26 protein-coding genes are annotated in these 22607 nt (G+C 77.2%); 13 read left to right on the top strand and 13 right to left on the bottom strand.

All coding sequences use genetic code 11. From position 1 onward, the window contains the following. Positions 1-15 precede the first annotated feature (15 nt). Entirely contained in the window at positions 16-783 is a 768-nt protein-coding gene (locus tag ABFX46_RS17925) for an SDR family oxidoreductase (protein ID WP_346043454.1), read from the bottom strand. A 70-nt stretch (positions 784-853) separates the two neighbouring features. On the opposite strand from ABFX46_RS17925, the gene ABFX46_RS17920 reads away from it, so the two are divergent. Then, positions 854-1132 carry a LysR family transcriptional regulator gene (locus ABFX46_RS17920; protein ID WP_346043452.1) on the top strand — a complete coding sequence of 93 codons (279 nt, stop codon included), beginning with the start codon at positions 854-856 and terminating at the stop codon, positions 1130-1132. Next, positions 1129-1689: a LysR family substrate-binding domain-containing protein gene (locus ABFX46_RS17915; protein ID WP_346043451.1), complete on the top strand. Its 561-nt coding sequence runs from the start codon at positions 1129-1131 to the stop codon at positions 1687-1689. The genes ABFX46_RS17920 and ABFX46_RS17915 overlap by 4 nt, the downstream gene beginning before the upstream one ends. Positions 1690-1723: 34 nt before the next feature. Here ABFX46_RS17915 and ABFX46_RS17910 read toward each other — a convergent pair whose 3' ends face one another. Both ABFX46_RS17910 and ABFX46_RS17905 read right to left on the bottom strand, forming a co-directional pair. Beyond that, positions 1724-2221, bottom strand: coding sequence for an SgcJ/EcaC family oxidoreductase (locus ABFX46_RS17910; RefSeq protein WP_346043450.1), 498 nt, complete (start codon positions 2219-2221; stop codon positions 1724-1726). Between the two features lie 86 nt (positions 2222-2307). Next, a complete protein-coding gene (locus ABFX46_RS17905) occupies positions 2308-3378 on the bottom strand; it encodes a 3-oxoacyl-ACP synthase III family protein (RefSeq protein ID WP_346043449.1) in 1071 nt (356 codons plus the stop codon). Between the two features lie 151 nt (positions 3379-3529). On the opposite strand from ABFX46_RS17905, the gene ABFX46_RS17900 reads away from it, so the two are divergent. The 3 genes from ABFX46_RS17900 to ABFX46_RS17890 all read left to right on the top strand — a co-directional run bounded on the left by ABFX46_RS17900 (position 3530) and on the right by ABFX46_RS17890 (position 7197). Then, positions 3530-4657: an ACP S-malonyltransferase gene (locus tag ABFX46_RS17900; protein WP_346043447.1), complete on the top strand. Its 1128-nt coding sequence runs from the start codon at positions 3530-3532 to the stop codon at positions 4655-4657. Then, on the top strand, positions 4657-6465 hold the full coding sequence (locus tag ABFX46_RS17895; protein ID WP_346043445.1) for an acyl-CoA dehydrogenase family protein: 1809 nt from the start codon (positions 4657-4659) through the stop codon (positions 6463-6465). Before ABFX46_RS17900 ends, ABFX46_RS17895 begins: the two co-directional genes overlap by 1 nt. A 156-nt stretch (positions 6466-6621) precedes the next feature. Then, a complete protein-coding gene (locus ABFX46_RS17890) occupies positions 6622-7197 on the top strand; it encodes a TerD family protein (RefSeq protein ID WP_131944859.1) in 576 nt (191 codons plus the stop codon). An 85-nt stretch (positions 7198-7282) separates the two neighbouring features. Here ABFX46_RS17890 and ABFX46_RS17885 read toward each other — a convergent pair whose 3' ends face one another. Both ABFX46_RS17885 and ABFX46_RS17880 read right to left on the bottom strand, forming a co-directional pair. Next, positions 7283-7705 (bottom strand): RidA family protein, encoded by a 423-nt coding sequence (locus ABFX46_RS17885; protein ID WP_346043443.1) that lies wholly within the window; start codon positions 7703-7705, stop codon positions 7283-7285. A 28-nt stretch (positions 7706-7733) separates the two neighbouring features. Beyond that, on the bottom strand, positions 7734-9557 hold the full coding sequence (locus tag ABFX46_RS17880; RefSeq protein WP_346043441.1) for a class I adenylate-forming enzyme family protein: 1824 nt from the start codon (positions 9555-9557) through the stop codon (positions 7734-7736). Positions 9558-9749: 192 nt separating this feature from the next. Here ABFX46_RS17880 and ABFX46_RS17875 point away from each other — a divergent pair, with 192 nt between their 5' ends. Then, complete coding sequence (locus tag ABFX46_RS17875) at positions 9750-10529, top strand: HAD-IIA family hydrolase (RefSeq protein ID WP_346043439.1); 780 nt, start codon at positions 9750-9752, stop codon at positions 10527-10529. 45 nt (positions 10530-10574) lie between these two features. On the opposite strand, the gene ABFX46_RS17870 is transcribed toward ABFX46_RS17875, so the two are convergent. Next, complete coding sequence (locus ABFX46_RS17870; protein ID WP_346043437.1) at positions 10575-11018, bottom strand: ester cyclase; 444 nt, start codon at positions 11016-11018, stop codon at positions 10575-10577. Between the two features lie 53 nt (positions 11019-11071). On the opposite strand from ABFX46_RS17870, the gene ABFX46_RS17865 reads away from it, so the two are divergent. Continuing rightward, positions 11072-11695 carry an IMPACT family protein gene (locus ABFX46_RS17865; RefSeq protein WP_346043435.1) on the top strand — a complete coding sequence of 208 codons (624 nt, stop codon included), beginning with the start codon at positions 11072-11074 and terminating at the stop codon, positions 11693-11695. 51 nt (positions 11696-11746) lie between these two features. Here ABFX46_RS17865 and ABFX46_RS17860 read toward each other — a convergent pair whose 3' ends face one another. Then, on the bottom strand, positions 11747-12532 hold the full coding sequence (locus ABFX46_RS17860) for an alpha/beta fold hydrolase (RefSeq protein WP_346043434.1): 786 nt from the start codon (positions 12530-12532) through the stop codon (positions 11747-11749). A gap of 108 nt (positions 12533-12640) precedes the next feature. On the opposite strand from ABFX46_RS17860, the gene ABFX46_RS17855 reads away from it, so the two are divergent. Further along, a complete protein-coding gene (locus ABFX46_RS17855; protein WP_346043432.1) occupies positions 12641-13216 on the top strand; it encodes a TetR/AcrR family transcriptional regulator in 576 nt (191 codons plus the stop codon). Between the two features lie 68 nt (positions 13217-13284). Beyond that, positions 13285-14058 carry a sulfite exporter TauE/SafE family protein gene (locus ABFX46_RS17850; RefSeq protein WP_346043431.1) on the top strand — a complete coding sequence of 258 codons (774 nt, stop codon included), beginning with the start codon at positions 13285-13287 and terminating at the stop codon, positions 14056-14058. A 189-nt stretch (positions 14059-14247) separates the two neighbouring features. Here the strand turns inward: ABFX46_RS17850 and ABFX46_RS17845 are convergent, their stop codons facing one another. Then, on the bottom strand, positions 14248-15183 hold the full coding sequence (locus tag ABFX46_RS17845; RefSeq protein WP_346043429.1) for a GlxA family transcriptional regulator: 936 nt from the start codon (positions 15181-15183) through the stop codon (positions 14248-14250). Positions 15184-15195: 12 nt separating this feature from the next. After that, a complete protein-coding gene (locus ABFX46_RS17840) occupies positions 15196-15810 on the bottom strand; it encodes a cysteine hydrolase family protein (protein WP_346043427.1) in 615 nt (204 codons plus the stop codon). 175 nt (positions 15811-15985) lie between these two features. Between ABFX46_RS17840 and ABFX46_RS17835 the strand changes: the two genes are divergently transcribed. The 4 genes from ABFX46_RS17835 (at position 15986) to ABFX46_RS17820 (ending at position 19506) form a co-directional block, all read left to right on the top strand. Further along, on the top strand, positions 15986-17335 hold the full coding sequence (locus ABFX46_RS17835; RefSeq protein WP_346043426.1) for a carboxylate-amine ligase: 1350 nt from the start codon (positions 15986-15988) through the stop codon (positions 17333-17335). Further along, entirely contained in the window at positions 17332-18489 is a 1158-nt protein-coding gene (locus tag ABFX46_RS17830) for an iron-containing redox enzyme family protein (RefSeq protein WP_346043424.1), read from the top strand. The genes ABFX46_RS17835 and ABFX46_RS17830 overlap by 4 nt, the downstream gene beginning before the upstream one ends. Next, positions 18486-19208 carry a HemK2/MTQ2 family protein methyltransferase gene (locus tag ABFX46_RS17825; RefSeq protein WP_346043422.1) on the top strand — a complete coding sequence of 241 codons (723 nt, stop codon included), beginning with the start codon at positions 18486-18488 and terminating at the stop codon, positions 19206-19208. Before ABFX46_RS17830 ends, ABFX46_RS17825 begins: the two co-directional genes overlap by 4 nt. 91 nt (positions 19209-19299) lie before the next feature. Next, the gene (locus ABFX46_RS17820) at positions 19300-19506 is read left to right on the top strand and encodes a CDGSH iron-sulfur domain-containing protein (protein WP_346043710.1); all 207 of its coding nucleotides are present in this window, start codon (positions 19300-19302) and stop codon (positions 19504-19506) included. Between the two features lie 16 nt (positions 19507-19522). Here ABFX46_RS17820 and ABFX46_RS17815 read toward each other — a convergent pair whose 3' ends face one another. From ABFX46_RS17815 to ABFX46_RS17800, 4 genes are all read right to left on the bottom strand, one after another. After that, positions 19523-19774 (bottom strand): hypothetical protein, encoded by a 252-nt coding sequence (locus ABFX46_RS17815; protein ID WP_346043421.1) that lies wholly within the window; start codon positions 19772-19774, stop codon positions 19523-19525. Between the two features lie 94 nt (positions 19775-19868). Next, positions 19869-20945 (bottom strand): NAD-dependent epimerase/dehydratase family protein, encoded by a 1077-nt coding sequence (locus ABFX46_RS17810; protein WP_346043419.1) that lies wholly within the window; start codon positions 20943-20945, stop codon positions 19869-19871. A 153-nt stretch (positions 20946-21098) separates the two neighbouring features. After that, positions 21099-21884 carry a methylated-DNA--[protein]-cysteine S-methyltransferase gene (locus tag ABFX46_RS17805; RefSeq protein ID WP_346043417.1) on the bottom strand — a complete coding sequence of 262 codons (786 nt, stop codon included), beginning with the start codon at positions 21882-21884 and terminating at the stop codon, positions 21099-21101. Continuing rightward, a complete protein-coding gene (locus ABFX46_RS17800; RefSeq protein WP_346043416.1) occupies positions 21881-22582 on the bottom strand; it encodes an RNA polymerase sigma factor in 702 nt (233 codons plus the stop codon). Before ABFX46_RS17800 ends, ABFX46_RS17805 begins: the two co-directional genes overlap by 4 nt. Positions 22583-22607: the final 25 nt, after the last annotated feature.

Raw genomic sequence — 22607 nt, 5'->3', positions numbered from 1 at the left:
GCCGGGACCGGGCGGCTACCAGGGGACGGGGCCGGCGTCGTCGAAGAAGCCGCCGGTGGGGCCGTCGGCGTCCAGGGTGGCCAGGCGGATCGCGATGGCGGCGCCCTGCTCGGCGGTCCGGTCGGTGCTCCGGCCGGTGACGCGGGTGAACTCGGCGGTGAAGTCGGTGGCGCAGGCGCCGGGCGCGGCGGCGTTGACCTTGACGGCCGTGTCGCGCAGCCGCTTGGCGTACTGGATCGTCAGCATGTTCAGCGCCGCCTTGGACGCCGGGTAGGCGGCGGACGCGGCGGTGTCCCAGAAGTAGTGGCCGGGGTCGGTCATCGCGGCCATCGAGGCGGTGCCGCTGGAGACGTTCACGATCCGCCCCGCCGGCGCGCGGCGCAGCAGCGGCAGCATCGCGTTGGTCACCCGGTACACCCCGAACAGGTTGGTGTCGAACACGCGCCGCACGACGTCCAGGTCGGCCTCGTCGGGCGGGTGGACCGGGCCGCCGGAGATGCCGGCGTTGTTGACCAGCACGTCCAGCCGCCCGGTCTCGGCGGCGACGCGCCCGGCGGCGGCCCGCACCGACGCCGGGTCGGTGACGTCCAGGGCCACCGCGCGGACGTCGCGGCCGCCGTCCCGCAGCCCGGCGGCGGCCTTCTCGCCCAGCGCGGGGTCGCGGGCGCCGAGCAGCACGGTCATGCCGCGCTCGGCCAGCCCCCGCGCGATCGCGAACCCGATGCCCTTGTTCGCCCCGGTCACCAGGGCGGTCCGGGGAGTGGTGCCGTTCGTTTCGTCCATGCCTCCAGCCCACCACCGCCGGCGCCGCCGGATCCAACACCGATCGCACCCCGATCAATACCCTGGAGGTATGGACGTGGTGGAAACGCGTGAGCTCACCTACTTCCTCGCGGTCGCGCGGGAACTGCACTTCGGCCGCGCCGCCGAGCGGCTCGGCATCGCCCAGCCGCCGCTGTCGCGGGCCATCGGCCGGCTGGAGCGGCGCCTCGGCGTGACGCTGCTGGAGCGCACCTCCCGCCGCGTCGCGCTCACCCCGGCCGGCGAGACGCTGCTGGCCGAGGGCGCCGCCGCGCTGGACGCCGTCGCCGCCGCGCCGGCGGCGCCGGGCCCCGGCTGGTCCTGGCGATGAAGCCCGGCGGGGACGGCGGCGGCCTGCTCCCGGCGATCCTGGCCGCCTACGAGCGCACGCCGGACGCGGTGCCGGTGGAGATGCTGCTCGGCTACGGCGCCGACCGGGCGCTGCGCGACGGCCGCGCCGACGCCGCCCTGCTCTACACGCCGCGGCAGGACGTCACCGGCCTGGCCGTGCAGGAGCTGCTGGAGGAGCCGCAGGTCGCCGTCCTGCCGCGCGGCCACCGGCTGGCGCGCCGCGCGGAGCTGGCGCTGGCGGACCTGGACGGCGACGACGTCCCGCCCGCCCGCTACGGGCACGCGCTCGGCGCCGCGCCGCGGATCGGCGACGGCGGGCAGCTGATGCAGCTGATCGCGCTGGGCCGGGCGGTGGCGGTGCTGCCGGCGTCGATGCGGGGCCTGCTGCGCGACGACCTGGCCGCGGTCCCGGTGCCGGACGCGGCCCCGTCCACGCTGGTGCTGGCCTGGCCGGAGGCGTCCCGGTCGCGGGCGCTGGCGGCGTTCGTGCGGGCGGCCTGCGAGGCCGCCGACGGGGCCGCCGCGCGCCGCCGCTGACCTGCCGCGCGCCGCGGCGGGCGCCCGCGCGGGGTCAGGCCCGGCCGGGCAGGAGGGCGCGGAGCTCCGCGGTGAGGGCCTCGGCGGCCTCGGGGCGGCCGTGGTAGGCGGCGGGGGTGTTCTGGAACAGCACGGCCCGCCACCGGCCGCCGTCCCGGGCGGCGGTGAGGGCCTGCACCGCGTTGGCGGCCGGGTTCAGGTCGGACGCGCCGGGCGGGACCATCCCGGCGACGGCGCGCAGCACGGCCGCGCCGGGCGCGATCAGCCGCACGTCGCGGACCGCGGCGACGTAGCGGGCGGTGGCGTGGTCGGCGAACACCCGGTCCATCCGCGCGGCGATCTCCGCGCGGCCCGCGTGCAGGCTGCCGTCGAACCCGATGCACGCGCCGTCGTCGCCGAACGGCGCGGCGAACGCGGCGCCGTCGCGGGCGTTCCAGCCGTCCAGGATCCGCCGGTGCAGGGCGCGGACGGCGTCCAGCTCGGCGGCGTCCGCGTCGGCCGTGGCGCCGCCGGGATCCCCGGTGCTGATCACGGCCGCTCCTCTCCCTCGGTCCCGTCCCGAACCTAACGGGGCCCGCCGACGACCGGCAAGGGCCCGGGGGCGCCCCGGCTGAAGGGTTAGTCGGGCGGCCAGGTGATGAGGGTGTGGCCCCAGGTGACGCCCGCGCCGAACCCGGCGAGCAGCACCAGGTCGCCGCCGTGCAGGCGGCCGCCGCGGACGGCCCGGTCCAGCGCGTAGGGGATGCTGGCGGCGCCGATGTTGCCGACCTCGTGCCCGACGATCGCCAGTTGCGCCGGGTCGAGGCCGGCGCCGGCGGCCAGCGCGGCGACCAGCCGCGGGTTGGGCTGGTGCGGGACGACCAGGGCCAGGTCGGCGGGCTTGACCCCCGCGGCCTCGGTGGCCTCGGCGACCAGCCGGGGGAAGATGTGCTCGATGAAGCCGCGGACGGCGCGACCGTCCATGTGGATGGTGTGGCCGAGCCCGGCCAGGGTCTCGGCGGTGGCGGGCGTGCGGCTGCCGCCCGCGGGGATGAGCACGTCGTCGGTGCCCGAGCCGTCGGACCCGAGCGTGACCGGCCCGATCCCGTAGGGCGCCGGGACGGGCCCGATGACGGTGGCGGCGGCGCCGTCCCCGAACACCGCGACGGTGCCGCGGTCGGCGGGGTTGAGGAACCGCGAGTACACCTCGACGCCGACGACCAGCGCGTGCTCCCCGGCGCGCCCCCGGCCGGGGCGGCCGGCGGCGTGCTGGGCGGCCAGCCAGCCGAGCGCGGCCTGCAGCCCGAACACGTACCCGGTGCAGGCGGCGGCGACGTCGAACGCGGCGGCGCGGCGGGCGCCGAGCAGGGCCTGGACGCGGCAGGCGGTGGACGGGGCGACCAGGTCGGGCGTGGAGGTGCCGAGCACCAGCAGGCCGATGTCGTCCGGCTCCAGCCCGGCGGCGTCCAGGGCCCGCGCGGCCGCCGCGGCGGCCAGGTCGGAGGCGGACTGCCCGGGCGCGGCCAGATGCCGGCGGCGGATGCCGGTGCGGTCCTCGATCCACGACGGGTCGAGGCCCAGCGAGCGGGACAGCTCGTCGCTGGGCACGCACCGCTCGGGCAGGCAGGACCCCGTCCCGCGGATCGCCCATCCGGTGCCCTCCCTCACGGCTGCGCCCACCGCGGTGCCCACTGCCGTGCTCGCTGCCATGCTCGTTTCCCCCTCGCACCACGGACGGTTGTCAGACCCACTGCACGAGTGAATAATCCCATTTCACGGCCTATGTTCCATATCTGCGTTTTAAGCGGCCTTTATTCCTTAATAGGAAAGTCGGCCTTCCTTCCAGGTAAGGAGACCCCGCGTGCCGTCCACCGCAACCGGCCCCGCCGCAACCGACACCGCCGCAACCGATCCAGCCGCAGCACTCGAACCCGGCGACCTCTGCGCCTTCCTGTTCCCCGGCACCGGCTCGTCCGGGGTGCCCGACCTGCCCGCCCTCGCCGCGACCGGGCCGGGCGCCGCCCGCGCCGTCGCCGACGTCCTGGACGCCGTCCAGGAGGGCCTGCCCGCCACCGGATGGCCGTCCCTGCGCGCGGTCCTGCTGGAGGACTCCGCCCAGTACCGCGCCGCGTCCCGCACCCCCGGCGTCGCGCAGCTGTGCGCCTACGCCGCCTCCGTCGCCGTCGACCGCGCCCTGCGCGCCGCCGGCGTCCACCCCGCCTTCGCCGTCGGGCAGAGCTTCGGCGAGATCGCCGCGCTGGTCAGCGCCGGCGCGTTCACGATCACCGACGGCGCCCGGATGGCCGTCTCCGCCGTCGGCGTCCTGGCCGACCGCGGCCGCGGCGGCGGCATGGCCCTGCTGGAGACCGGCGAGGACGGCGCCCGCGCCTGCATCAAGTCCGCCGCCGCCCCCGAGGTCGTGGTCGCCTGCCTCAACGCGCCCTCGGTCACGATCGTGTCCGGGCCCGACGGCCCCCTGGACACCGTCGTGGACGCCGCCAAGGCCGGCGGCGTGCGCGCCGTGCGGCTCGCCGTCCCCTACCTGTCGCACCACCCCGCGATGGCCGGCGCCGACGACGAGTGGTACGCGATGATCCGCCACCTACCCCAGCGGCCCCTGGAGCTGCCCGTGCACTCCCCGGTCCGCGGCCGCGCCTACACCGACGACGACGACCTGCACCGCGCCATGGCCGACTGCATCGTCAAACCCGTCCACCTGCCCGCCGCCCTGCGCGCCGTGCGCGCCGCCGGCGCGACCGTGTTCGCCGAGGCCGGCCCCGGCGACGCGCTGTGCCAGTGCGCCCGGCTCGCCGTCCCCGGCGCCCGGACCCTGGCGCCCCTGCGCGACCTGCCCCGCCACGGCCGCACCGGCAAGGCCGCGCCCGGCGTCGCCCCCGGCACACCCCCGGAAACACCTCCCGGAACAGCCCCCGGAACACCGCCCGGACGGGAACCGGGGCACGCGGGCCGCGGGGGAGGGGAGCGGTGATGGACGCCAAGACGCGGGCCCGGCTGGAGGAGGCCGTCCCCGAGGAGTTCTTCACCTACCCCGCCGACCTCACCGCCCGCGAGCACCAGGCCCTCACCTACGCGCGGCTGCGCCGCGCCGGCCTGGCCGCGCCGCCCGCCGCCGACCTGCTCGCCGACCCGCCGGCCCTGTGCGCGCTGCTGGACCGCGCCGCGATCGCCGACCCCGCCCTGTTCCACCTCATGCTGCTGCACTACACCCTCGCGCTCGGCCCCATCCTGCGGTTCGGCGCCGGCCAGGACGGCGCGCGCGAGGCCCGGGACGCGCTGGAGTCCATGGACGCCGCCGGGACGCTGCTGATGACCGAGGTCGGCCGCAGCAACAGCCACCTGTCGCCCCGCACGATCGCCCGCCACGACCCCGCCACCGGCGGGTTCGTCCTCACCACCCCCGACCCGCGGGCCGCCAAGTTCCCCACCAACACCGCCCACCCCGCCGTCGCCAAGACCGCCGCCGTCTACGCCACCCTCGTCCACGGCGGGCAGGAGCGCGGGGTGTTCGTGTTCGCGGTCCCGCTGCGCCGCCCCGACGGCACCGTCCCGCCCGGCGTGCGGATCGTCCCGGCGCCCGAGACGACCGGGCTGCAGATCGACTACGCCGCCGTCCTGCTCGACGGCGTGCACGTCCCCTACGGGGCCTGGCTGCGCGACGGCGCCCGCATCGACGCCGGCGGCGCCTTCCACGACCCCGCCGGGTCCCCGGCGGCGCGGCTGACCCGCTCGATGGGCATCGCCCCGCCGGTCTGGCGCGCCGTCATCTCCGCCTCCGCCGCGATCACCCGCGCGTCGGCCGGCATGCTGCTGGCGCACTCGGCGGGACGCACCACCCTCGGCCGGCTCGCGCCCCGCCGCCCCCTGACCGACTACCGCAACCAGCAGGAGGCCGTGCTCGGCGCCCTCGCCGCCGCGTACGCGCTCACCGCCGTCGCCGCGCACGTCACCGAACCCCGCCCCGCCGCCCCGCACACCCCGGACGGCGACTCGGACGGCGACTCGCCTGGCGGAGGCGGCCCCGCCACCGCGTGGGCGCCGTGGTCGGCCGTCGACCGCGACCTGGCCCTGCTGAAGGCCGCCGCGACCTCGCAGGCGCAGGAGACGGTGTCGGCGTGCCGGGTGCACAGCGGCGCCCCCGGCTTCGCCGCCGTCGAACGCCTCAACGCCTACCGCGGCCTCGCGCACGCCTACCAGAACGCCGGCGGCGACAACGAGCTCATCCTCTACGACACCGCCCGCGCCATGGCCGACCTGGACCGCTACGCCCCGCCCGAAACGGGCGCCGAACCGCCCGACGGCGGCGACCCGCACTCTCCCCGCGTCTGGCTCCACCTGGCCCGCGACGGCGAACGCCGCATGCGCGACCGGCTCGCCGGCCGCGTCGAGGCCGCGCTGCGCGACGGCGGCGACGCCTTCACCGCCTGGAACGCCAACCTCGTCCTGGCCGCCCGCACCGCCTCGGCGTGCGCCGACCGGATCGTCCTGGAGATCTGCGCCGCCGGAGCCGAATCCGCCGGAGCGGGATCCGCCGCGTCCGAGCCGACCGGGACCGGGGCCGTCCTGCGGCTGCACGCCCTCAACGTCCTGGAGCGCCGCGCCCCCGACCTGCTCAACGAGGGCGCCGCCCCGCCCGGCCTCCTGGACCTGCTGTGGGAGGCGCGGCGCCGGACCTGCGACGAACTGGCGCCGCACGCCGCGGAGCTGGCCGCCGCGCTCGACCTGCCCGCCCCCGTCACCGCCCCCACCGCGTTCCTCACCGGGCCCACCGGCCCATGACCGCGTCCCCTACGCTCGGCACCGGACGAAACGGCACGCCACGCCGCGAATTCGCCAAGGAGCGGGGGGAACCGGCGAGGGATGGCTACCGTTCTCGTAAGACAGACCGATCGCGGGTGGAACCCCACCCGCAGTCCGATACGGAGGTAGACAACAGTGGGAGTCAGTCTGAGCAAGGGCGGCAACGTCTCGCTGACCAAGGAGGCTCCCGGACTGACCGCCGTCGTGGTCGGTCTGGGCTGGGACGTGCGGACCACCACCGGGACCGACTTCGACCTGGACGCCAGCGCCCTGCTGGTCTCGGCGGAGAACAAGGTGCTGTCGGACCAGCACTTCGTGTTCTTCAACAACCTCAAGAGCCCCGACGGCTCGGTCGAGCACACCGGTGACAACCTCACCGGTGAGGGCGAGGGCGACGACGAGCAGATCAAGGTCGGGCTCAGCACCGTCCCGGCCGAGGTCGCCAAGATCGTGTTCCCGGTGTCGATCTACGACGCCGACGGCCGGCAGCAGAACTTCGGGCAGGTCCGCAACGCGTTCATCCGCGTGGTGAACCAGGCCGACAACAGCGAGATCGCCCGCTACGACCTGTCGGAGGACGCCTCGACCGAGACCGCCATGGTCTTCGGCGAGCTGTACCGCAACGGCGCCGAGTGGAAGTTCCGCGCGGTGGGCCAGGGCTACGCCTCGGGCCTGTCGGGCATCGCCTCCGACTTCGGCGTGAACGTCTGACCCGACCGCAGGCCGAATGGGGCGCCCCGGTTCGTCCGGGGCGCCCCGTTCCATGCCCGGAGCGGGCCGGTCTGCGGGCCGGGGGTCAGCCGGCGGGGACGACGGCCATGGCCTCGATCTCGACGAGCAGATCGTCGCGGACCAGCCGGGACACCTCCACCAGCGACGCCGCCGGGGCCACGTCCGCGGGCACGAACTCGGCGCGGACCGCCCGCACGACGCCGACGCCGCCCGCGTCGCGCAGGAAGTAGCCGAGCCGCACGACGTGCTCCCAGCCGGCGCCGGCGGCGGTCAGCGCGGCCTGCAGGTTGGCGAACACCTGCCGCGTCTGCGCCTCCAGGTCGCCGGGCCCCACCAGGTTCCCGGCGGCGTCCAGGGCGATCTGCCCGCTGACCACCACCAGCCGGCCGGGGACGTCGACGGACACGGCGTGGCTGTAGCCGGGGCCGGGCGCCAGGCCGGGCGTCTCGACCCGCCGGACGCCGGGCCGCGGATCACTGCTCGTCACAAGATCATCCTACCGGGCGGGGCCGCGGTCACCCGAGGAGCCGCTCCCGCAGCCGCGTCTTGAGGATCTTGCCGCCGGGGTTGCGGGGGAGCGGCTCGTCCTGGAACCACAGGTGCTCGGGCACCTTGAACGCGGCGATCCGCCCGCCGAGGAACTCCCGCACCTCCCCGGCGGTGACCTCCGCCCCGGGGCGCGGCACGATCACCGCGCCGACCTCCTCGCCGAGGACCTGGTGCGGGACGCCGATGACGGCGCAGTCGGCGACCGCCGGATGCTCGTACAGGGCGGCCTCGACCTCGGCGCAGTAGATGTTCTCGCCGCCGCGGATCAGCATGTCCTTGGCGCGGTCGACGATGTAGACGAACCCGTCGGCGTCCAGGCGGGCCAGGTCGCCGCTGCGGAACCAGCCGCCGGTGAACGCCTGCGCCGTCGCCTCCGGCTTGTTCCAGTAGCCCTTGATGACGTTCGGGCCCTTGATCAGCAGCTCGCCGACCTCGCCGGGCGGCAGCTCCTCCCCGGCCGGGCCGACCACCCTGACGTCGCAGACCGCGACGGGCGGGCCGACGCTCTCGGGCCGCTCCAGGTAGTTGACGCCGCCGTTGTAGGTGGTGACCGAGGACGTCTCGGTCAGCCCGTAGCCGTTGCCGGGCACCCGCTGCGGCAGCCGCTCGCGGATCGTGTCGAGCAGGGCGGGCGCGGCCGGGGCGCCGCCGTAGCTGACGCCGGTGAGGCTGGAGGTGTCGTAGTCCCCGAACTCGGGCGCGGTCAGCACCTGCCACGCCATGGTGGGGACGCCGCCGAACCCGGTCACCCGCTCCCGCTCGATCAGCTCCAGCGCCCGCCGGACGTCCCACTTGTACATCAGCACGACCGTGCCGCCCTGCAGCGCGCTGGTCACCAGCACCGAATGGCAGCCGGTGGCGTGGAAGAACGGGACGCTCAGCAGCGTCACCCGCGGCTGCGGCGCGGTCAGCTCCTCGACCGTCCGGCCCGCCCGCACCCCCGCCGACATGATCCCGTAGGCGAGGCTGACGGGGTTGGTGGCGATGTTGCGGTGCGTGCCGAGCGCGCCCTTGGGACGTCCCGTGGTGCCGGAGGTGTAGAAGATCGTGGCCTCGTCGTCGGGGTCGATCGCCACGTCCGGCGGCGACGCCGCGGCCGGGTCGCCGGGGTCGCCGAGGACGCCCTCGAACGGCTCGGCGCCCTCGGGGAGGGGCCCGTCGGGCCGCGCGACCAGGCACGCCACGCCCAGCCCCGGCAGCACCCCGGCGAGCCGCTCGGCGCGCTCGGCGTCGGCGATGAGGACCTTCGCGCCGCTGTCGGCCAGCCCGTACTCCAGCTCCGCGGCGCTCCACCAGGCGTTCAGCGGCACCACGACCGCGCCCGCGACGGCCGCGCCGAAGAACGCCACCGACCATTCGGGGTAGTTGCGCATCGCGATCGCGACCCGGTCGCCCTTGCCGACCCCGTAGCGGTCGGCGAGCCGCCGCGCGAACGCCGCCGCGGCCGCGTAGTGCGCGGCGAAGGTGAGCCGGTCCTCGCCGTAGACCAGGAAGTCGGCGTCGCCGTGCGCGCGGGAGGCCTCCAGGATCTCGCGCAGCGTGGGCGGGGCGTTCTTCCACACCCGGGTCCGCACGCCGCGGATCTCGACCTCGTCCATCTCGAACAGGCTCCCCGGCGCGGTCATCGCCGCCCGGACCTCGGCGATGCCCGGCAGCCCGCCCTCCGCCACATCGGCGACCCGGTCACCGCCGACCCGAACGTCACCGTCCTGCCTGTCACGGTCCTGCACGTCACGGTCCTGCACGTCACGGTCCTGCACGTCACGGTCCTGCACGTCACGGTCCTGCACGTCACGGTCCTGCACAGCGCGCCTCCCGCGGGGTGGACGGCGCGCCGCCGCGCGGCCCGACCGCCGAACACGATTCGGTGCGCCGTCCCGAAAATCTATGATCCACGTCACCCGCAGGTCAACGCCCCCGCGCCGGACCGCGGACGGGGCGGGGCGGTCCCGGCGAAGATCCTCACCTGCGACAATGGGGGCATGAGCGAACGCGGGCCGATCCAGTACTGGCTGTCGGACATGGACGGGGTCCTGGTCCACGAGGGACGCCCCGTGCCCGGCGCCGAGGAGTTCATCCGGCGGCTGTCGGCGGCCGGCACGCCGTTCCTCGTCCTCACCAACAACTCGATCTACACCCGCCGGGACCTGTCGGCCCGGCTCGCGGCCGCCGGCCTGCAGGTCCCGCCCGAGGCGATCTGGACCTCCGCGCTGGCCACCGCCCGGTTCCTGGCCGACCAGCGGCCCGAGGGCTCGGCGTACGTGATCGGGGAGGCGGGGCTGACCACGGCGCTGCACGAGGCCGACTTCGTCCTCACCGACATCGACCCCGACTACGTGGTGCTGGGCGAGACCCGCACCTACAGCTTCTCCCAGATCACCCGCGCGATCCGGCTGATCGAGGGCGGCGCCCGGTTCGTGGCGACCAACCCCGACCCGATCGGCCCGTCCCCGGAGGGGTCGCTGCCCGCCTGCGGCGCCGTCGCCGCGATGATCACCCGCGCGACCGGGGTGGAGCCCTACTTCGTCGGCAAGCCGAACCCGCTGATGATGCGGACCGCGCTGAACGTGGTCGGCGGGCACAGCGAGTCGACCGCGATGATCGGCGACCGGATGGACACCGACGTCGTCGCCGGCATCGAGGCCGGGCTGGAGACGATCCTGGTGCTGACCGGGGTGACCCGCAAGGACGAGATCACCCGGTTCCCGTTCCGCCCGAACCGCGTCGTCGCCTCCATCGCCGACCTCATCGACCTGGTCTGACCGCATCTGTCCGCGTCTGTCCGGGCGGCGTCCGGCCGCGCGGGGTCAGCCGACGGCGCCGAGCGCGGTCATCAGGCTGAGCGCGTCCGACACGACCCAGTACTCGGTGAACCGGCCGCCCTCGGCGCGGAAGAGGTCGTGCCCGCGGAACGACACGCGGGTGCCGGGCGCGGCGGTCGCACCCGGAATCCCGCCCCGGTAGGAGCCGTGGAAGCTCCACGCGGCGGCGACCATGCCGTCCCCCCGCGAAGCCCCCGCCGCGGAGCCGGGTGCGGGGCCGATGACCGGGCCGGCGTCCAGGGCGGTCCGGACGTCGGTGAAGTACTCGTGGGACCGGCGGACCTGCTCGGCGGCCTCGGCGGGGCCGTGCACCTCCAGGCCGGGCCAGTGCCCGGTGAAGCCGGGGGCGAGGATGTCCCCGGCCGCCGCGTGGTCGCCCTGCCACACCTCGAACAGCCAGCGCCGGTACAGCGCGTCCAGAGGGTCCATGCGGGCCGTCCTTCCCGGCGGCGCGCACGGCCGAACATAGACTCGGAGGCGCCATGCGCATGATCAGACAGGGCGGGTCCCGGGAGCTGGAGATCCGCAGGTCCCGGTTCGCGTGCACGCTCGCCCGCGTCGCCGACGAGGCCGAGGCGGCCGCGTTCATCGCCGCGCACCGCCGCGCGCACCGCGACGCCACCCACAACTGCACCGCCTACGTCGTCGGCGAGCACGGCGAGATCACCAAGAGCAGCGACGACGGCGAACCGGCCGGGACGGCAGGCGTCCCGATGCTGGAGGTGCTGGTGCGGCGCGGCCTGACCGGCACCGCCGCGGTCGTCACCCGCTACTTCGGCGGGGTGAAGCTCGGCGCGGGCGGCCTGGTCCGCGCCTACACGCAGGCGGTCGCCGAGACCGTCGACGCGGTCGGGGTCGTGGAGCTGCGCCCGGTGGTGACGGTCACCGTCGGCGTCGACCACGCGCTGGCCGGGCGGTTCCTCGGCGACCTGCACGCGCGCGGGCACCAGCCCGCCGACGTCCGCTACGGGACGGCCGTGGAGGCCGACGTCGCGGTGCCCGCCGAGGACCTGGCGGCGTTCCGGGCGTGGGCGGCCGAGGCCACCGCCGGGCGCGCGACGCTGCGGCGCGGCGCGTCCGGCCACATCGAGGTCCCGGTGACCTGACCCTCCGGCCCCGCCCCCTCCCGGCGGCCGGGGCAGCCGGGTCGGGCCGGCTCAGGCGAGGAAGTCGGCCAGGACGGGCGCCAGCGCCTCGGGCGCGACATCGTGGGTCTGCCCGTCCAGGACCCGCTCCGCCCCGGCGGGCAGCAGCGCGGCGACACGGCGGGCGGTGTCGCGCATCCACGCGGGGCTGTCGCCGCCCGCCACGACCAGCGCGGGAACGGTCACCCGCCGGATGAGGGCCTCGGGCATCGCACCGCCCTCGGCGTCGTCCATGACCGCCGAGTCGTAGGCGAGGGTCGGCGCGAGCGCCTCCAGCGCCGGCCACATCGGCGCGCCGCGCGCCTGCGCGACCATCTCGGGCGGCATCCCGACACTGCCCATGAACAGCGCGAGGGCGTCGCCGCGGCGGCCGTCGGCCAGCAGCCCGGTCAGCTCGGTGTTGTAGGCGCGGGACCGGATGAGCCGGTCGTCGTGGCCGGCATGGAACGGCGGCTCGTACAGCGCGAGCCGGGTGACGGGCAGCCCGGCCGCGGCGGCGCGCAGCGCCAGCACCGCGCCCGACGACATCCCGTACACCGCGGCGGACCCGCCGGCCGCGCCGATCACCGCGGCCAGGTCCTCGATCTCGCGGTCCACGGCGTAGGGCGGGGTGTCGCCGCTGCCGCCGCGGCCCCGCCGGTCGTAGGTCAGGACGGTGTGCCGGCCGGCCAGCAGCCCGGCGAGGGCGGCGGCGGAGCCGCGGTCGTTGAGCGCCCCGCCCACGCAGACCAGCGCGGGGCCGCTGCCGGTCCGCTCGAAGGCGATGGGCGTTCCGTCCCTGGAGTGCACGGTTTCCATGAGGGTGTCCTTCCCAGATCGCGCGGCTTCGGCGGCCCCGTCCCACCCCACCACCGAACGCGACGCGCCGCCACCGCACCCGCCGCGGCGGGTGTACCCTTTCCCGCGATGAGCAGCGGGACGGTCGCCGGCGACCCGGTGAGGGCGGGGATCCTCCAGGCCGCCGCCGCGGTGCTGGCCGAGCGGGGCGGGTCGGCGGGCATGGCCGACATCGCCGCGGCCGCGGGGGTCGAGCGCGCGGTCCTCGACCGCTGCTTCCCCAGCCGCGACGCGCTCCTGCACGCGCTGTACGAGGCCGCGCTGGACGACCTGGCGTCCCGGCTGGAGAGCGCCCGCCTGGACACCGTCCCGATCGAGGAGGCCGTCGCCCGGATGACCCGCGCGACGATCGCCGCGGCGTGCAGGCACCGGGTGCTCGGGCTGCTGGAGGGCGCGCCGCGCGAGGCCCGGCGGGTCGAGCGGCGGCTCGCCGGCCCGGTGCGCGCGGTGTTCGAGCGCGGCGCCGCGGGCGGCCACTTCCGCCGCGACCTGCCCGTCCACACGCTCGCCGAGATGTACTTCAGCCTGCTGGAGGGCGTGGTGTCGCGGGTCATCCGGAACCGGCTGGACGTGGAGGAGGCCGGCGCCGCGGCGACCACCCTGTTCCTGTCCGGGGCGCTGGCCCCGCCCCCGCCGGCCGAGTGACGGCCCGGACGGCGGGCGGCGGCATAGCCTGAGGCGCGGACGTCCGGCGAAGGCGAGGTGCGTGGGCGGTGGCGGGGCTGGAGCCGTGGGTGCTGGCGGGACTGGTCCTGATCGGGCTGGCGGCCGGTGTCGGGATCACCGCGGTGGGGCCCGGCGGAGTCCTGGTCACGGTGGGGCTGTTCGCGTTCACCGACCTGTCCCCGGCGCAGGTCGCGGGCACCGCGATCGTCACCAATGTCGCGACGGGGCTGCTGGGCACGGCCGTCTACACGCGGTCGGGGCAGCTGCGGGACCCGGGCACCCGCCGGACCGCGGCGCTGCTGGCGGGCGGCGCGGTCGCCGGGACACCGCTGGGCGTCCTCGCGAACGGCCTGGTCACCGGCCGGGTGTTCGGGATGCTGCTGGGCGCGTTCCTCGCGCTGGTCGCAGTGCTGGTGCTGTGGCGCCGCCCAGGCGACGCGGCGGCCGGCGGGACGGGCGGCGGGGCGATCGGGTGGCCGGTGGCCGTCGCGGTCGGCGCGGGCGTCGCGGTGGTCGGGGCGATGTTCGGGGTCGGAGGGCCGCTGCTGTGCGTCCCGCTGCTGATCGCACTGGGGGTGCCGGTGCTGCCCGCGCTGGCGGCGGCGCAGGCCCAGTCCGTGGTGATCGCCGCCGCCGGGACGGCCGGGTACGTCGCGGCGGGCGCCATCGACTGGCCGCTGGCGGCGCTGGTGGGCGTCCCGGAGCTGGCGGGCGTGCTGGCCGGGTGGGTGATCGCGCGGGCGGTCCCGGCGGCGGCGCTGAAGGGCGCGCTCGTGGTGAGCCTGCTGGCACTGGCCCCCTACGTAGCCCTGCACGGCTGACCCCACCCTCGGCGCGCTTGCCTCACGGCGCGCTTGCCTCACGGCGTGGGTGATCCATGGCGTGGGTGATCCATGGCGTGGGTGATCCATGGCGTGGGTGATCCATGGCGTGCTTGGCATACGGCGTGGCTGACCTACGGCGGTGGTCGACCTACGGCGTGGCTGAGCCACCGGGTGGGTGGGCGGGGGTCAGGGGCGGGCGCGCAGGCGGCGGAGCATGCGGGCGTCGGTGAACCCCACCGCGCGGGCGGCGGCGTCGGTGGTGGCGCCCTGCGCGATGAGCTGCTCGGCGTGCTCGAGCCGCAGCTCCTGCTGGTAGCGCAGGGGTGTGAGGCCGGTCGCGGCGGTGAACCGGCGGGTGAGGGTGCGTTCGCTGACGCCCGCGGCGGCGGCGAGGCGGTGCAGCGGCAGCGGACGGGTGTAGCCGGCGTCGATGAGGTCCTGGGCGCGGTGCACGGGGTCGGACAGGTGGGAGCGGTGCCGGAGCATGGCGCCGGCCTGCGGCTGGTCGCCGTTGCGGCGCGCGTACACGACCATGGCGCGGGCGACGCGCGCGGCGGCGGCGGGGCCGTGCCGGGCGGCGACCATGTGCAGGGCCAGGTCGATGCCGCTGGCGATGCCGGCGGAGGTGACGACGCGGCCGTCGGTGACGTACAGGACGTCGCGGACGACGGTGGCGCGGGGGTGGCGGCGGGCCAGGACGTCCTGCAGCTCGTGGTGGGTGGTGCAGCGGCGGCCGTCGAGCAGGCCGGCGTGGGCGAGGGCGAACGCGCCGGCGCAGACGCTGGCGACGGTGCCGCCGGCGGCGTGGTGGGCGGCCAGGCGGCGGGCGGCGCCGGCGGAGACGGGCGGTGCGTGGACGGGGCCGGGGCCCCACCGCCAGCCGGGGACCAGGACGGTGTCGGCGGCGGTGAGGTCGGGCCAGGCGGCGGGCGCCCGCAGCGGCACGCCCTGCGCGGTGGGCACCTCCGGCTCGTGGTCGGGCCCGCCGGCCGGCTCGTGGTCGGCGATGTAGGCGAGCCGGTAGGGCAGGCCGGTCTCGGCGGCGGTGGAGAACACCTGCGCGGGGCCGGCGAGGTCGAGCAGGTGCAGGCCGGGGACGAGCAGGAAGGCGATGCGGTTCACGATCCGGTCAGGCTACCGCGCCCCGCCCGCCGGGACCGCCGAGCCCTCGGGGGCGAGGTCGCCGAGGGCGGCGATGGCCGCGAAGCGTCCGGCCAGCGCGTACTCGGTGCGGGCGATGACCTGGTCGGCGTGCAGGGTGGCGGGGTCGGCGAGGATCTCGGCGACGGACCGGCCGGGCGGGGCGTCGCGGTGCGGGATGGGGAAGGTGGCGGTGGCGTCGGTGACGAAGGTGACGCGGTAGCCGAGGTCGGCGGCCAGCCGGGCGGTGGTCTCGCAGCACTGCTCGGTCTGGATCCCGCAGACGGTGACCTCGCCGATGCCGCGGGCGGTGAGCAGCTGCTGCAGCCCGGTGGTGGTGAAGGCGTTGCGGGAGGTCTTGGTGAGGACGGGCTCGCCGTCCGCCGGGGCCAGGCCGTCCATGAGGCGGACGTGGCCGAGGTCGGGGTCGAACGGGCCGCCGGTGCCGGGTTCGGCGTGCAGGATCCACACGACCAGGTCTCCGGCGGCGCGGGCGGCGGCGGCCAGGCGGGCGGCGCGGTCGGCGATGTCGGGCGCCGAGACCGCCTCCCAGCGGGGCAGGCGGCGGAAGGACTCCTGGACGTCGATGACGAGAAGCGCTCGGTTCATGCCTGCGATCCTGGCCGGTCCGGGCCCGCCGGGGCAGACACGATCGCGGCGCGATGCGGAACGATCCGGTCACCGCCGGGCGGCGGACGGAAAGGATCTTGGCGGGTGGCGGGAGGGGACGTCCTGGACGGGCATCCCCCGGGGGACGGGGTGCGCACGATCGAGGGGGCAGCACATGGGCGTGCACGGCACGGGCGGTCCCGGCGCGGGCGGCCCGCGCGCGGCCGGCGGCGGCGCGGCGGCGCCGAGCGTCGGCGTGGAGGAGGAGTTCCTGCTGGTGGACGCGGTGTCGGGGGAGTGCGTCCCGGACGCCGAGGGCGTCCTCGCCGCGGCCGGTGCGCACCGCTGGGCCGCGACGGGCGGGTCGTTCCAGGCCGAGCTGCTGACCTCGCAGGTGGAGGCGGCGACGGGCGTGTGCCGCGACCTGGCCGGACTGGGGGAGCAGCTGCGGTTCGGGCGGGCGCGGCTGGCGGCGGCCGCGCGGTCCCGCGGCGCGCTGCTGGTGGCGTCCGGGACGCCGGTGCTGGACGGCCGCCCGCCGCCGCCCGCGTCCGGCGACCGGTTCGCCGCGATCATGGCCGCCTTCGGGGACGTGGTGGAGGACTACCAGGCGTGCGGCTGCCACGTCCACGTCGGCGTCCCCGGGCGGGAGGCCGCGGTCGCGGTGGTGAACCATCTGCGGCCGTGGCTGCCGGTGCTGCTGGCGCTGTCGGTGAACTCGCCGTTCGACCGCGGCCGCGCGTCCGGCCACGCGGCGCGCCGGATCGTGGAGATGGCGCGGTTCCCGGGCGCGGGGGTGCCGCCGTGGTCGGCGACGGCGGCCGAGTGGGACGCGCGGGTCGCGGCGCTGGTCGAGGCGGGCGCGCTGGTGGACGCCTCGATGACGTTCTGGCTGGCGCGGCCGTCGCCGCGGTGGCCGACGGTGGAGGTGCGGGCGGCCGACGCGGCGGCGACCGCGGACGAGGCGGTGCTGCAGGCGGCGCTGGTGCGCGGCCTGGTCGGCGCCGCGCTGGCCGATCTGGCGGCCGGCCGGGAGGCGCCCCGCGCCGACGGGCAGCTGTGCGCGGCGGCGCTGTGGAGCGCGGCCCGCCACGGCCTGGACGGCGCGCTGGCGGACCCGGTCACGCGGCGGCCCGTCCCGGCGTGGCGGCTGGTGGACGACCTGGTCGCCCGCGCCGCCCCCGCCCTGGAGGACACCGGCGACCTGGCCACCGTGTTCACGCTGCTGGAGGCGCTCCGCCGCGCCGGGACGGGCGCGGACCGGCAGCGCCGCGCGGCCCGCGCCGGCGGACCCCGCGCCGCGGTGGAGATGCTGGCGCGCCAGACCCGGTCGGGCCGCCTCACCGGGCTCGGCGGGCGCCCGTCCGGCGGCCTGTCGGGCGGGGCGCCGGACGCGCCTCCCGAGCCGTCGCCGCCGCCCGATGAGACCCAAGGGGAGAAAACGGGCGTATGGGACGCGCGTGAGCGGGTACCGGAGCCGGACGCCCCCATGACGGACGCCCCCCTCACCACGGAGGACACATGACCGCTCCGCAGGCCCCGGCCCGGGCCCGCGCACGCTCCGGGACCGCGCACCACGCGGCCGCGCCCGCCGCGCCGGCGCCGCGGGCCGCGCCCCCGGCACCGCCGCCGCCGCGCGGCCCGCTGTCACAGGCCGTGACCGCGGCGCTGGCGGCCGGACCGCCGCCCGGCGGCCCGGCCCGCCTCCCCGGCGCCGCCGAGGCCGCGTCCGCCGACCCCTACGGCGACGACCTGCAGCTGGCCCTGCACACCTGCTACGAGCTGCACTACCGGGGCTTCGCCGGCGTCGACCCCGCCTGGGAATGGGACCCGGACCTGCTGCGGCTGCGCGGCGCCCTGGAAACGGTGTTCCTGGACGCCCTGCGCCGCGACACCCCCGCCGGCGGCGACGTCGACGCCGCCCTGGAAGAGCTGCTGGTCGAGCCGGTCGACGCCCGCGGCGTCTCCCACCACCTGCGCGACGGCGCCCCCCTGTGGCAGCTGCGCGAGCACGCCGCACTGCGGTCGGTGTACCACCTGAAGGAGGCCGACCCGCACGCCTGGGTCATCCCGCGCCTGCACGGCCCCGCCAAGACCGCGCTGGTCGCGGTCGAGAACGACGAGTTCGGCGGCGGCCGCCCCGCCATGATCCACCAGGGCCTGTACGCGGGTCTGCTGGACGACCTCGGCCTCGACCCCTCCTACGGCGCCCACGTCGACGCCGCCCCCGCGCAGATGCTCGCGACCGTGACCATGATGTCGCTGTTCGGGCTGCACCGCTCCCTGCGCGGCGCGCTGGTCGGCCACTTCGCCGCCGCCGAGATCACCACGGCGCCGTCCGCCCGGCGGATGGCCGCCGCGCTGGAACGAGCCGGCGCAGGCCCCCGCGCCCTGCTGTTCTACACCGAGCACATCGAGGCCGACGCCGTCCACGAGCAGGTGCTGCGCCACGACGTGATCGGCGCGCTGCTGGCCGGCGAACCGGACCTGGCCGCGGACGTCGCACTGGGCGTCCACGCGACCCGGCTGCTGGAGGACCGCCTGGGCGCACACCTGCTGGACCGCTGGCGGGCCGGGCGGACGGCACTGCGCCGCCCCCTGCCAGAGGCACCGCCCGAGGCACCGCCCGAGGCACCGCCCGGGGCGCCCGACGGCGGCGGAGAGGGGGAGGGGCGATGATGCTGCTGAGACCGCCCGGGGTGTACCGGCCGCAGTCCGACACCTCGCTGCTGACCGGCGCGCTGAGCCGGACCCTCGCCCGCGCCGGGATCCCGGCCGGCGCGCGGGTGCTGGAGCTCGGCACCGGCAGCGGCGCGGTCGCGCTGGCCGCCGCCCGCGCCGGCTGCGACGTCGTCGCGGTGGACGTGTCCGCCTCCGCCGTGCTGACCGCGCGGATGAACGCGCGGGTGCGGGGCCTGCCGGTCCGGGTGCTGCGCGGCGACCTGTTCGCGCCGGTCGCCGGCGAGGTGTTCGACGTGATCGTCGCCAACCCCCCGTACGTGGCGGGCGACATCGACCCGGCGGCGGCGCGCGGCCGCGCCCGCGCGTGGGAGGCCGGACCGGACGGCCGCGCGCTGCTGGACCGCATCTGCGCGCGGGCCCCGCGGCACCTGGCACCGTCGGGGACGCTGCTGCTGGTCCACTCGGCGCTGAACGGGGTCGCGGCGACGCTGGTGTCGCTGCGCGCCTCCGGGATGCGGGCGTCGGTGGTGGCGCGGCACCGCGAGCCGTTCGGGCCGGTGATGCGGCGCCGCGCGGCGCGGCTGGCGGCGCGGGGCCTGCTGGGGCCCGGGCAGCGGCACGAGGACCTGGTCGTGGTCCGCGCCGACCTGATCGCGGCGCGGACCGGGCCCGTCGAGGGCGGTGAGGGCCATGCCCGCGAGCACCAGCCCGCCTGACCCGCGCCCCGGGCCCGCTGCCGGGCCTGGCGGTGGCGCTGATGTGGCCGCCGGGGACCGGCGGCGGGTGCGGATCGTGCCGGGCGGCCCGATGCTGGTGGAGGGCCCCGTCGAGGTCGTCCTGGAGGACGGCTCCACGGTCGTGTCCGACCGGTGGCTGGTGGCGCTGTGCGCGTGCCGCCGCAGCCGCTCCTACCCGTTCTGCGACACCAGCCACCGCCGCCGCGTCCGCACGTCCCCCGACGCGCGCTCACCCGACGCGCGCTCACCCGGCGCGGGCCAGACCGGCGCCGGGTGAGGCGGAGGGGGCACGGTCAGCCGCCGAGGCTCTCCAGCGCGACCTCCAGTCGCTGCGCCAGCGCCTCGATCCGCTCCTCGTTGGCGCCGGTGTCCAGCTCGGCGATGACGGCGTCCCGCGTGGTGATCACCAAGGCGTCCTCGGGGCCGCCGCCCGCGCTCGGATCGCCCGGGACGACGGTGGCGCGGCCCCCGACCACGACGAGCGCGGCGTCGCGGTCGGTGGAGGCCAGCAGGGTGTGCAGGTGGTCGGAAGTGATCGTCGGCATCGGGTGACCTCCAAGGAGAGCGGTGACGATGGCCAGGGAAACCCTGGGGAACCCAGGGGAACTGCGCGGGCGAACGCCGCGGGAAGCGGTCCGGTCAGGGGCGGCGGCCGACGCCGGAGGCGAACTCGCGGGCGCGGGCCGGGCCGCCGGTCCCGGGCGCCAGCGGCGGCGTGTCGCGCCCCGCGCCGGCGCGCAGCCCGTCCAGGAACTCGCCGAACGCCTCGCGGGCGCTGTGCCGGGGCGTCCAGCCGAGCTCGGCGCGGGCCCGCCCGGTGTCCATGACCGGGATCTGCATCGCCAGCTCGAACAGGCCCGGCGACGCCGGCACCAGGTGCAGGTTCCACGCGGCCGCGAGAAGCGCCCGCACCCCCCGCTGCGGCACCCGGACCGTCCGGGCGCCCAACAGGTCGGCGATCTCGGCGGCGTCCATGACCGGGTCGGCGGCGATGTTGAACGCGCCGCGCACGTCGCGGGTCGCGGCCAGCCGGAACGCCTGCCCCGCGTCCGCCGAATGCAGGAACTGCATCCGCAGCCCCGGCATGTCCGGCACGAACGGGATCAGGTCCGGCCGGACAAGCCGGCCGGGCAGCAGCGGCCCGGCGAACAGCCGCCGCTGCTCACTGGCGCTCTGCCGCTCGAAGACGAACCCCGGACGGATCCGCACCACGCGTCGGCCCGGATTCGCGGCCTCGAACGCGTCCAGCAGCCGCTCCACATACGACTTCTCCCGCGAGTACGCGGCACCGGGCCACCCGTGCGTCGGCCACGACTCGTCGACCGCCCGGTCCTTGGGGCCGGGGGAGTAGGCCCCGACCGACGAGGAGTACACCACCGCCGGCACCCCCGCCTCGGCGGCGGCATCGAACACCCGCCCGCTGCCGACGACATTGGCGTCCCACGTCACCGCCGGCCGGTGCGTCGGCTGGAACAGCCACGCCAGGTGGATCACGACGTCGGCGCCGCGCAGCAGCGGCACCAGGTCGCTGTCGGTGACGTCGGCCTCCGCCCACTCGATCTTCCCCGTCCCGGCCGGGTCGGTCTCCCGCGCCGCGCCCGGCCCCGGCGCGCGGCGGGACAGGCCGGTGACGGCGGTGACGGCCGGGTCCTCGGCGAGCGCGCGCAGCGTGCTGGTCCCGATGTTGCCGGTGGCGCCGGTGACGACGACGCGCATGGCGATCTCCCCCTCGTCGGCGGTGCTCGGTGCGGGACGGGCGCACGGCCGCGCCCCCGCAGGTGGACGCCCCATTCCCGGCCTGCGCCGATCTATGCCCCGCCCCCCGCACCCCCCAGCACGCCCCCCGGGCCCGGCGCCCCTGAGGGACGGTCAGGCAGGGCGGCAGTGCAGGCACGGCCGGTACCCCGCCGACCGCGCCGCCGCCAGATCACCGAAACCGCGCCGGTGCCCCGGCGTGATCCGCCGCGCGTCCCCGCACGTCGGATAGCACACGATCCCCGTCGTGTCCGAACCGACCAGCCGCACCCCGCGCCGCGCCAGCTCGGCGGCCTCCTCCACGTCCACGTCCTCGGCGCGCAGCAGCCGCTCCTTGGCGTCCGCACCGAACACGTACTCGCCCAGCGACCCGTCCGACCGGGTCACCCGGTGGCACGGGATCAGCAGCGGCACCGGGTTGCGGCCCAGCGCCGACCCCACCGCGCGGACCGCCTTCGGCCGCCCCGCCAGCCGCGCCACCCACGCGTACGGGCGGGTCTGCCCGCGCGGGATCTGCGCCGCGGCCGCCAGCACGGCGGACTCGAACTCGCTCAATCCCCGCAGGTCCAGCGCCAGCCCGCCCGGACGGCCCCGCCGCAGCGCCGGCAGCAGCCCCGCCGGCGGACGCGCCCCCGGCAGCAGCGGACGCGCGAACCGCGCCCGGAACGCCTCGGCGAACTCCCGCTCGCCCATCCCCGCGCGCAGGTAGGCGACACCCCGGTCGGTGAAGGCGACCTGCAGGTCGCCCAGCGGCCCCTCCTCCAGCGGCCCGGGGACGCGGACACGGCGCGCGGCGATGCGGTCCAGCAGACCGGGCGGCGCGTCGGCGGCCAGCCCCGCCAGCTCACGCGCCAGCGGATCCGCCCCTCCAGCCGCTCCGGCGGCATCGGTACCGGTCATCGCGGACCTCCCTCCCACTCGTCCCGCCGCTGCCCCTCCCGGGCGGCGCGCAGCCTCCGCAGCCGCGCCAGCCCCCGGGAGACGTGCGATTTCACGGTGCCCTCCGGCAGCTCCAGGACCGCCGCCACCTCCGCGACCGGCAGATCGGTCACGTGCCGCAGCACCACCGCGGCCCGCTGCGCCTCCGGCAGCTCGGCCAGCAGCCCCGCCAGCTCCCGCCCCGTCTCGCGGCGCGCCGCGGCCTCCTCCACCCCCTCGCCCGGATCGGGCGGATCGGGGGCGTCCTCGATCGGACCCGCCGCGGCCGGCCGCCGCGCCGCCGACCGGACGCTGTTGCGCCACACGTTCGTCAGGATCATCAGCAGCCACGCCCGCGGCCGCAGCTCGGCGATCCGCTCCGGCCCGTACCCCGCCAGCGCCCGGTAGGCGCGCAGGAACGCCTCCGCCGACAGGTCCTCCGCCTCCGCCCACCGCCCGCACAGCCGCAGCGCGGTGGAGAACACCGCGCCCCGGTACGCCTCGTACAGGTCGGCGAACCCGGCGTCCAGGTCCCGCGCGAGCGCCGCGGCGACCTCCGCGCCCGCCGCATCGGCCGCACCCGCATCCCCACCGCCGCCGGCACCGCCGCCGGCACCGCCGCCGGCACCGCCGCCGGCGGTGTCGCGGGTGCGGGAGGAAGCTTCGTCCGTAACCGTCACATCCGTTCAACACCGCCCCGGCCCG

Source organism: Actinomadura chokoriensis (genome assembly GCF_039529475.1).
Lineage (GTDB): Bacteria > Actinomycetota > Actinomycetes > Streptosporangiales > Streptosporangiaceae > Spirillospora > Spirillospora bangladeshensis.
The sequence above is the reverse complement of the archived record's forward strand: the minus strand, read 5'-3'. Positions and strand labels throughout refer to the sequence as shown.